Origin of the sequence: uncultured Aquincola sp., assembly GCF_964001545.1 — a bacterium.
Lineage (GTDB): Bacteria > Pseudomonadota > Gammaproteobacteria > Burkholderiales > Burkholderiaceae_C > Aquincola.
Genome location: NZ_CAXFDV010000809.1, coordinates 1 through 3,410, shown reverse-complemented (window position 1 = coordinate 3,410; position 3,410 = coordinate 1). Strand labels below are relative to the sequence as shown.

The following is a 3,410-nucleotide window of genomic DNA, read 5'->3' as shown; positions in this document are numbered from 1 at the left end:
TGGCGGCCAAGGTGCACCTGAGCGCGCCGGCCTGCCTGCGGCGGGTCGACCGCCTCAAGCGTGCCGGGCTGATCACCGGCACGGTGGCGCTGCTCAACCCGGTGGCGCTGGACGCCGGCATGCTGGTGATGATCGGCGTGGTGCTGGACCGCAGCACGCCCGACAGCTTCGCGGCCTTCGAGAAGGCGGCGGCCAAGGTCAGTGGCTGCATGGAGTGCCACGTGATCACCGGCGAGTTCGACTATTTCATGCTGCTGCGCACCCGCGACAACGACAGCTTCAACCGCCTGCATGCCGAACAACTGCTGCGCCTGCCCGGCGTGCGCCAGATCCGCAGCTTCATCGCGCTGAAGCAGGTGCTGTCGACGACGGCGTTTCCCGTCTAGCCTTGAAACCGGCTGCCGCGCCGGGCGCGCTCAGTCCCGCCGGGCCGCCCCAAGGGACTGAGATCCCCCTTGGGGGGGCGCGAGCGCAGCGAGCTTGGGGGCCACCTTAGTCCAGCTGCAGTTCGAACCCCGCCTGCGCCACCACCTGCCCGTTGACCCGCAGGTCCACCGCATGCCAGCCGGCGTGGTAGCGGCGGGTGGTGATGGGTTTGAGTGCATGGCGCTTGATGAGCGTGCGCTGCTCGCCGGCCGCCAGCGTCAGGCGCCAGCCCTTGAAGACCTTGGCGGTGGCGCCGCCGGCAGCCTTGACGTGGTGCACCGCATAGTCCACTTCCAGCACCTGCGGCTGACGGCTGGTGGATTGCAGTGCCACCTGCAGCGTCACGCCATCGCCGCCCAGCACCGCGTGGGCGGGTGAGAGGGTCAGCGTGGCGCTGCCCTTCAGCGCCGCGCCCAGGCCCCAGGCGGCCAGCACGCGGGCATCGCCCTGCTTGATCAGCGTGCGGCTGGCATGGCGCAGCATCGCTCGCCGCGCCGGCGGTGCCTCGGGCAGGTGTCGGTCCAGCCAGTCGGCCACCAACGCCGGGTGGTCCTTGGCGATGTCGTTCAGGTGGTTGGCCACGCTGCGGCGCACATAGTCGCTGTCGTCGTCCTGCAGCCGGGCCAACAGCGGCAGCGTGGGCGTGGGGTCGTCCACCAGGCCTTGCAGCCGCAGGCCCCACGGCAGGCGCGGCCGGCTGCCTTCGCTCACCAGGCGGCGCACGTGGGCGCTCTCGTCGCCGCACCAGCGGGCCAGCGTGGCCCAGGCCAGGGCCGGGTGCTGCACGATGAACGGCCGCACCGCCCACTCGGCGGTGAAGCGCTGGGTCATCGCATGCAGGGCCTGCAGTGCACGCTCCGGCTCAGTCAAGCAGTGGGCGGCCACCCATTCGGTCATCGGCCAGACAATCCAGCCGGCCAGGCCGGGTGCGTCGCCACGGTCAGGTGCGACGATGCCGGCGTCCGGCGCTACCGGCGCGGCCAGGCTGCGTTCCAGCACGCCGCAGGCGGCGTCGAAGTCATCGGGCAGCGTGGCCTGCAGCGCCGCGGCCACATGGCGGGCGCGGGCCTTGAGTTCCAGCGCGTCGAGGCCGTTGGTGGCCAGCTGCGTGAAGGTGGCGCGGTCGAAGCGTGGCCAAGCCTCACGCAACTGCTCGCCGGCGCGTTCCACCAGGCCGGCATTGATCAGGTGCTTGAACGGCTCAGCCATGGTCCGATGCTATGAACTGCGCCGCTCGCGCAGCAGGTGATACAGCAGGATCGCGCCAAAGGTCGCGGTGCCGATGCCCCCCATCTTGAAGCCGGCGATCGACAGCGTCAGGTCGCCGGCGCCGGCCGTCAGTGCGGTGCCGGCCACGATCAGGTTGCGCGGCTTGGCAAAGTCCACCTGGTTCATCACCCAGATACGTCCGCCGGTGGCCGCGATCAGGCCGAACACCACCAGCGCTAGGCCACCCACCACCGGCACCGGCAAGGTCAGGATCAGCGCGCCGAACTTGGGCGAAAAGCCCAGCAGCAGCGCCACGCCGGCCGCCACCACGAACACCAGCGTCGAGTAGATGCGGGTGACCGCCATCACGCCCATGTTTTCGGCATAGGTGGTGACGCCGGTGCCGCCGCCCGAACCGGAGACCACGGTGGCCAGGCCGTCGGCGATGAAGGCGCGGCCGATCAGCGGGTCGAAGTTGCGGCCGGTCATCGCGGCCAGCGCCTTCACGTGGCCCAGGTTCTCGGCCACCAGGATCACCGCCACCGGCGCGATCAGCGCCATCGCCGAAGCATCGAACACCGGCGCCGAAAAGCGCGGCAGCCCGAACCAGGCCGCCTGGCCGACGCTCGCAAAGTCGATCGGTTTGCCCCAGCCCAGCACGTTCGCGCCGATGGCATACAGCGCATAGCCCGCCAGCGCCCCCAGCAGGATGGGCAGCCGTGCGGCCACGCCGCCGGCGCGCACCGCCACCAGGCCCACGGCCAGCGCGGTGAGCAGGCCCACGCCCACCTCGAACGGCGTGGCGCCCAGGCTGCGCACCGCCACCGGTGCCAGGTTCAGACCGATGGCGGCCACCACCGTGCCGGTGACCACCGGCGGCATCAGCCGCTCGATCCAGCCGGTGCCCAGCATCTGCACCACCAGGCCGATCAGGATGTAGACCACGCCCGCGGCGATGATGCCGCCCAGCGCCAGGCCGATGTTGGGGTTGGGGCCGCTGCCCGCATAGCCGGTGGCCGCGATCACCACGCCGATGAAGGCGAAGCTCGAGCCCAGGTAGCTGGGCAGCCGGCCGCCGGTGAGCAGGAAGAACAGCAGCGTGCCGATGCCCGAGAAGAAGATCGAGGTGTTGGGGTCGAAGCCCATCAGGATGGGCGCCAGCGCGGTGCTGCCGAACATCGCCACCACGTGCTGGATGCCCATGACCAGCGTCTGGCCGCCGGGCAGGCGTTCATCGGGCGCCACCTCGCCGGTGGTCTTGCGGGTCCATCTCGGGAAAAAACTGCTCATCGTCGATCTCGCTCCTCTTGCGGGGCGCGATTGTCGGCGCAAAGCAGGCCGCCGCACCGCGCTGGTGCGGCAGGGTTTTCCGATGCCGTCGGCGGCGCCCATTCCCTAAGAACGCAGTGCGCTGCGTCGCTGCGCTGAGACGCTGCGGAGACGGCTGGCTGCCTAGAGTCCGCCTCCAACCACCGCCGCCCTGGCAGGAACACCCCCGAGGAGCCGTTTCGTGAGCACACCACTGACTTTGACCGCGACGCTGCTGTCGGCACTGGCCGACGTGCGAGCGGGCCTTTGCTGCCTGCCGGCGGCACTGCTGTTGTCACCGGCCCTGGCCAGCACCAACCCCCAAGCGTCCGGCGCGCTGGTCTGGTTGGGCGATGCTGCCTACCAGTCCGAGGCCGACATCCCGGCAGGCTTCTATCAAGGTGGCCAGCCGCTTTTGCTGGAGAACTTCGAAGACCGGCGCCTGGACACCCGCCTGGGCGTCAGCA

Annotated in this window: 4 protein-coding genes; 2 read left to right on the top strand and 2 right to left on the bottom strand. The window is 70.4% G+C overall.

The window, feature by feature from the left end:
• Positions 1–386 (top strand): Lrp/AsnC family transcriptional regulator (locus ABNT58_RS28130; protein WP_348756676.1); only part of this gene is annotated, 386 nt, incomplete at its 5' end.
• A gap of 106 nt (positions 387–492) precedes the next feature.
• Here ABNT58_RS28130 and ABNT58_RS28125 read toward each other — a convergent pair.
• Together ABNT58_RS28125 and ABNT58_RS28120 are read right to left on the bottom strand one after the other, a co-directional pair.
• Positions 493–1,635: a DNA alkylation repair protein gene (locus ABNT58_RS28125; RefSeq protein ID WP_348756675.1), complete on the bottom strand. Its 1,143-nt coding sequence runs from the start codon at positions 1,633–1,635 to the stop codon at positions 493–495.
• 9 nt (positions 1,636–1,644) lie between these two features.
• Complete coding sequence (locus tag ABNT58_RS28120) at positions 1,645–2,925, bottom strand: solute carrier family 23 protein (protein WP_348756674.1); 1,281 nt, start codon at positions 2,923–2,925, stop codon at positions 1,645–1,647.
• Between the two features lie 238 nt (positions 2,926–3,163).
• Between ABNT58_RS28120 and ABNT58_RS28115 the strand changes: the two genes are divergently transcribed.
• Positions 3,164–3,410, top strand: a 247-nt coding sequence (locus tag ABNT58_RS28115; RefSeq protein WP_348756673.1) for a hypothetical protein, incomplete at its 3' end; no start/stop codon positions are given.

Bases quoted from the DNA above. Each gene is read 5' to 3' on its own strand.
- ABNT58_RS28125 (WP_348756675.1), bottom strand. From the start codon at position 1,635: ATGGCTGAGCCGTTCAAGCACCTGATCAATGCCGGCCTGGTGGAACGC.
- ABNT58_RS28120 (WP_348756674.1), bottom strand. From the start codon at position 2,925: ATGAGCAGTTTTTTCCCGAGATGGACCCGCAAGACCACCGGCGAGGTG.